4 protein-coding genes are annotated in these 6,232 nt (G+C 69.8%); 1 reads left to right on the top strand and 3 read right to left on the bottom strand.

What is annotated here, in order from left to right:
• Positions 1-170: 170 nt before the first annotated feature.
• Complete coding sequence (locus P409_RS23415; RefSeq protein WP_238578752.1) at positions 171-1,637, bottom strand: Ppx/GppA family phosphatase; 1,467 nt, start codon at positions 1,635-1,637, stop codon at positions 171-173.
• Positions 1,638-1,693: 56 nt separating this feature from the next.
• On the bottom strand, positions 1,694-3,886 hold the full coding sequence (locus P409_RS23420; RefSeq protein WP_081991739.1) for an RNA degradosome polyphosphate kinase: 2,193 nt from the start codon (positions 3,884-3,886) through the stop codon (positions 1,694-1,696).
• 213 nt (positions 3,887-4,099) lie between these two features.
• Here P409_RS23420 and P409_RS23425 point away from each other — a divergent pair, with 213 nt between their 5' ends.
• Entirely contained in the window at positions 4,100-4,489 is a 390-nt protein-coding gene (locus tag P409_RS23425; RefSeq protein ID WP_034844381.1) for a VOC family protein, read from the top strand.
• Positions 4,490-4,522: 33 nt separating this feature from the next.
• Here P409_RS23425 and P409_RS23430 read toward each other — a convergent pair whose 3' ends face one another.
• Positions 4,523-5,935, bottom strand: coding sequence for an adenylate/guanylate cyclase domain-containing protein (locus P409_RS23430; protein WP_034844383.1), 1,413 nt, complete (start codon positions 5,933-5,935; stop codon positions 4,523-4,525).
• Between the last annotated feature and the right edge of the window lie 297 nt (positions 5,936-6,232).

Consider the following 6,232-nt stretch of genomic DNA (forward strand, 5'->3'; position numbering starts at 1 on the left):
CCAGCCGCGCCCCGGAGCACGGCCCCCGGGACCACCACGGCCCAGGACAACCCCGTCTACGAGATGCTGCGGATGCGGGCCAGGGCGTCGCGGCCGCTGCCGACGCATTGAGGGACCGCGGGAGGACATAGCGAGCGGTGAACCGGGCGCCGCCCGCCGATCGGGCAGGACTACCCCGCCGCGCGCCGGGATTCCTCGACCACGACGCGGCCGGGCTTGCCCAGCGCCTTGGCCACGGCGTCGAGCCGGCGGTCGACGGCGAGGCCGGTCAGCGCCTCTTCGTCGGACGGCAGGCTCAGCACGACCGATTCGCCCGAGACCGTGAGGCTGGTGCGCTCAAGCAGCGAGGTGGCGCCGCCGGTCAGGGTGTGGGCCAGGCGCAGGGCCTGGCCGAGCAGCAGCACCCGGCTGCGCATCTCCTCGGTCAGCAGCTCCAGCACCGGCCCGGTCAGCGCGTCGCCCAGCGTGCCGCCGTAGCGGACATAGACGGCGGCCGCCAGGAACACCCGCTCGGCATGGTCCAGCCCGGCGACCGGCATGCGCAGCACCCGCAGCCAGGCATGCTCGGCCCGGTAGTCGGGATGCTCGAACCAGCCGATGTCGGAGAGCAGGCTGGCCGCCTGGCGCAGCCGGGCATGGTCCGCCGTCTCCTCCGGGAACACCGACCGGGTCCATTCCGCCACCACCTCGGCATGGCCGAAGCGGTCGAGCCGGTGGGCCAGTTCGGCCGCGGCGTAGATCAGCGGGTCGCGCGCCTGGTCCTCCGGCGCCAGCAGGTCGTAGAGATGACCCTCGCGCAAGCCGAGGGCCGAGAACACCACCCGCGCCGGCTTCAGCGTCTTCAGCACGCCTTCCAGCACCAGCGCCGCCATCGGCAGCATCTCGACCCGGCGGCGCGAGATCGCGGCGCCGGACAGCGCCCCCTTGCTCTGCTTCGCCACCAGCCCGACGAATTCGGCCAGCGCCCCGGTCGGCACCGTGTACTGGTGGATGATGTGCAGCGGGTGGTTCTCGCGCTCCATGAACAGCTTGGCGATGGCGCGCCAAGCGCCGCCGACCGGGTAGAAGCTGCGGCCGGCATAGAGCTGCAGCCAGTCCTGCTGCGCCAGCGTGTCGAGCACGACGCTGCGTGCTTCCTTGCGCGCGCCGGTCTCGTCCATCAGCCGGAACGGCCCGAGCGGCAGGGTCACCTGCTCGCGGATCTCGCCGCGGTCGAGCCCGACCAGCTCGAGCGAGCCGCCGCCGAGATCGCCCATCACGCCGTCGACGTCGCGGATGCCGGAAAGCACGCCGAGGGCGGACAGCCGCGCCTCCTCCACCCCGCTGATCACGGTGATCGGCAGGCCGCAGCGGCGCTCGACCTCGGCGACGAAATCGGCGCCGTCCTCGGCCTCGCGAACCGCCGCCGTGGCCAGCACGTCGACCCGGTCGACGCCCATGCCCTCCAGCAGGCGGGTGAAGCGGGCGAGGTTGTCCAGCGCCTGGACCACCCCCTCGGGCGACAGGCGGCCGGCCTGGCCGAGCCCGCGGCCGAGGCCGCACATCACCTTCTCGTTGAACACCGGCACGGGCGACCGGGTGACCCGGTCATAGACGACAAGCCGGATCGAGTTCGAGCCGATGTCGATGACTCCCACCCGCCCCGGTCGGGACGGCACGATCGGTCCGATACGGAACACCGGGTCTCAGATCCTTATTCCGCGGGCTTGACCAGGCGGCGCGGCGCCCGCTTGGCATCCTTCAACGCGCTGCCCCGGCCCGACAGGCTGGGGTTGGTCATGAAGTACATATGCGCGCTGAAGGCATCCTCCGGCGCGTCGTGCCGATGATAACGGCCATCGGGGGCCAGCATCCAGGTGTTCGATTCGTCCTTCAGGTTGGCCAGCATGATCTGCTCCATCACCTGTTGGCGGACGGTGGCGTTCTCCAGCGGCACCAGGCTCTCGATCCGGCCGTCGAGGTTGCGCGGCATCCAGTCGGCCGAGGACAGCAACACCTTGGCCTGGCGCGACGGCAGCCTCTGGCCGTTGGCGAAGCACAGGATGCGGGCATGCTCGAGGAAGCGGCCGACGATCGAATGCACCCGGATGTTGTCGGACAGGCCGGGCACGCCGGGGCGCAGGCAGCAGATGCCGCGGATCACGAGATCGATCTCCACCCCGGCCTGAGAGGCCTTGTAGAGCCTGTCGATGATGGTGGCGTCGACCAGCGCGTTCAGCTTGACCCAGATCTGGGCCGGCTTGCCGGCCCTGGCGTTCTCGATCTCGGCGTCGATCAGCTCCATGATCCGCTCGCGCAGGAACAGGGGCGCGATCGACAGCTTCTCCAGCTTCGCCGGCTTGGCGTAGCCGGTCATGTAGTTGAACATCGCCGCGGCGTCGCGGCCGAGGGCCGGGTCGCAGGTGAAGAAGCTGAGGTCGGTGTAGATCTTGGCGGTGATCGGGTGGTAGTTGCCGGTCCCGAAATGGGTGTAGGTGCGCAGGCCGCCCTGCTCGCGCCGCACCACCATCGAGACCTTGGCATGGGTCTTCAGATGGATGATGCCGTACACCACCTGGGCGCCCGCCCGCTCCAGGTCGCGGGCCCAGCGGATGTTGGCCTCCTCGTCGAAGCGGGCCTTCAGCTCGACCATCGCGGTGACCGACTTGCCGGCCTCCGCCGCCTCGACCAGCGCCTGGACGATCGGCGAATCCTTCGAAGTGCGGTACAGGGTCTGCTTGATCGCCACCACGTCGGGGTCGCGCGCCGCCTGGCGCAGGAACTGCACGACGATATCGAAGCTCTCATACGGGTGGTGGACGATGATGTCCTTGGCCCGGATCGCGGCGAAGCTGTCGCCGCCGAAGTCGCGCACCCGCTCCGGGAAGCGGGCGTTGTAGGGCGGGAACAGCAGCTCCGGCCGCTCGTCGACGATCAGCTTCTTGGTGTCGACCAGGCCCAGCAGCCGGTCCTGGGAATAGACGTCGTCCTCCTTGACCTTCAGCTTCTCGCACACGAAGTGGCGCAGCGTCTCCGGCACGTCGGCGGAGACGGAGAGGCGGATGACGATGCCCTTGCGGCGCCGCTTCAGCGCGCTCTCGAAGGTCTTGACCAGGTCCTCCGCCTCCTCGTCGATCTCCATCTCGCTGTCGCGGATCACCCGGAAGGTGCCGCTGGCGCGCGGAGTGAAGCCGGGGAACAGCCGGTCGAGGAACAGCATCACCACGTCTTCGAGCAGGGCGAAGCGGATCGGTGCCCCGGGCAGGCGGATGAAGCGGTCCAGCTGCGGCGGCAGCGGGACGATCGCCTCCATCTCGTCCTGCGACTCCTCGCCGGTGGCGACCAGGGCGAGGGCCAAGCAGAGGCCGAGATTGGGGATGAAGGGGAAGGGGTGGGCCGGGTCGATCGCAAGCGGCGTCAGCACCGGGAACATCTCGCTGAGGAACCGCTCCTCCAGCCACGCCTTCTCCGGCCTGGTCAGCTCGTCCGGTCGGGCCACGACGATGCCGGCGGCGCGCAGCTCCTCGCTCAAGGCCCGCCAGCAATGCTGCTGGTCGCGCATCAGCTCCTGCACCCGGGCGGTGATCTCACCCAGCTGCTGCGCCGGGCTGCGCCCGTCCTGGCTGGGCGAGGCGACGCCGAGCGCCACCTGCGCCTTCAGCCCGGCAACGCGGACCATGTAGAATTCGTCCAGGTTGGAGGCCGAGATCGACAGGAAGCGCAGCCGCTCCAGCAGCGGGTAGCGGGTGTTGTAGGCCTCCTCCAGCACACGCTGGTTGAAGGCCAGCCAGGACAGCTCGCGGTTGATGAACCGGTCGGGCGAATCCGCGGCGATGGCAGGCTGTGCGGGGCCCCGAGCGGCCTCCGGCGCCTCGGCGGACACAGCCTCGGCGGTGCTCTGCAACATGCTCACGGATGGCCTCCGAACCGTCATCGATCGTAACAAAACTGTAATATCAAGCCCTTGTGGAGGCTCGACGTCATCGCACTATACACAAGCCTCAACGGGGAGCGCCACGACGAGGCGACGATATCGCTGCCGGCGAGCCTTGTGGACATGGGCGCTTTCTCCGCTTTCCCTGCCTTGACATACTTCATCGGCCACGGAGGGGCGTCTCCCATGCTGCATCATGTCGAAATCTACGTCTCGGACCTGAGCGCGTCGCACGGCTTCTGGTCCACGCTTCTGGCAAGGATCGGATACAGGGAGACCGGCCGCTGGGACGACGGCTTCACGCTCGCCGGCGATGACGCCCCCTACCTCACCTTCGTGCAGGTGGCCGACAGGCATGCGTCGCGGCCGTATCACCGGTGCGGCGTCGGCCTCAATCATCTGGCCTTCCGGGTGAACGGCAGGGATGCCGTCGATTCCCTGAGGCAGCACTGCCTGCGGACCGGCATCCCCTGCCTGTACGAGGACCGGTACCCGTTCGCGAATGGCGGGACCGACTACTACGCCCTGTTCGTCGAGGATCCGGACCGGATCAAGGTCGAGTTCGTCGCCGCCTGAGGCGGACACCGGCCCGGATGCCGTGCCACCGCCTCAGCTCATGGCGAAGACGGGCATGCGGTCGCCGACGCCGCGCAGCGCCAGCGCCTGCGGCCGGGCCTCGACCCCGCGCGACGACAGCAGCCGCGCCGCCTCCGCATCCCGCACCACCGGCTGGGTGGCGTAGATGCTGTCGCCGGTCGCCGCCGCCTGCACCCGCGACGCGATGTTGACGGTCTGGCCGAAATAGTCCTGGCGGTCGTTGAGGTTCACCGCCAGGCACGGCCCTTCATGTATGCCGATCTTCAGGATCAGCTCCTCCGCCCCCCGCCGCGCGTTCAGCTGCCGCATCGACTCCCGCATCCGCAGGGCGGCGGAGACGGCGCGGCGCGGCACCGGGAAGGTCGCCATCACCGCGTCGCCGATGGTCTTGACCACGGCGCCGGATTCGGAGGCGACGATCTCGTTCAGGATCTGGAAGTGGGAGCGCACCAGGTCATAGGCGACCAGGTCGCCGACCCGCTCGTAGAGGTCGGTCGACCCCTTCAGGTCGGTGAACAGGAAGGTCAGGCTCATGATCTTGAGCCGCTGCTCGACGTCCAGCGTCTCGGTCCGGTACAGGTCGCGGAAGGTCTGGTTGGTCAGCAGCTGCTTGGCGGTCAGATACGGACGCCGGCCGCCGATCAGCCCGCACAGCTCCGGCCCCGCCGCGTAGATTCCGACCAGTACCCGCCGCTCCGTCCGGTTGTCCAGCAGGAGCCGGAGCGGGCCGGGCGCCAACGTCGACCGGGTGACGCCGGAATGGCCGCTGGTGAAGATCACGGACAGGTCCCGGCGCTCCGCCGTCGGCTCGCCCCCGGCCTCGACCAGATGAGCCGTGTGGGTCACCGGATCGAAGACGATCACGGGTTGCGTCGGAATCTGCAGCGCCAGGATCATCCGCTCACCGGCCTGCAGCTCGACCGTCTCCAGCATCGCCCGGCGGCTGAGCTCGTCGAACGCGCCCCGCTCGGGGAAGACCAGGCCGGACCCGAAGAACACCTGCCGGTGATAATCCCAGAAGCCGAGGCTGTCGGGGTCATGGGCGCCGATGCGGCGGATCCGCGGGCTGACCGTGAAGCTGACCTCGACCGTGTCGTCGAGCACGGGCTCGCTGCTCACAGCGCAGAAGGCGCAATGGTAGTCCTGCTGCCGCACGGTGCGCAGCGTGGTGTTGGCGCCGAGCACGCCGCCGCAGCTCGGGCACAGGATGTTCCAGGACATCTCGAACAGGCCCAGCCGCGACGCCTGCAGCAGGGCCGCGATCACCCCCTCCTCGTCCAGGCCGCGCCCGGCCGCGAAGCCCAGGGCGTTGACCCGGGCGAGATCCTCGTCGCGGCCGTTGCGGACGAGATCCTCCAGCGCATCGACCACGGCGGGATCGGCCGAGCGGCGCAAGGCGTCGAAGAGGGCGTCGCTGTCCTGCATGGGCGGATCATACCCCAGCCGGCCCGGTGGCGGACAGGGGCGCCGCACGCTTGCGACAGGGCGCTCCTGGGGCCGGGCTGGCGTCCATCCCGGAGAGGCCTGCTCCGGGATGGGCCGGCGCCGACCTAGCGCCGCCCGCCGAACAGCGAGCCGAGGATGCCGCGGACCACGGCGCGGCCGATCGAGCTGCCCAGCGTGCCCGCCGCGGTGCCGCCGACGCTGCGGCCCAGGCTGCGGCCGAGCTGGGTCGCCGACCGAGCTGCCGGCGCTGCGGATCACGTCCCTGAAGATCGATTC

The sequence above is a fragment of the Inquilinus limosus MP06 genome, from assembly GCF_000767795.1.
GTDB lineage: Bacteria > Pseudomonadota > Alphaproteobacteria > DSM-16000 > Inquilinaceae > Inquilinus > Inquilinus limosus_E.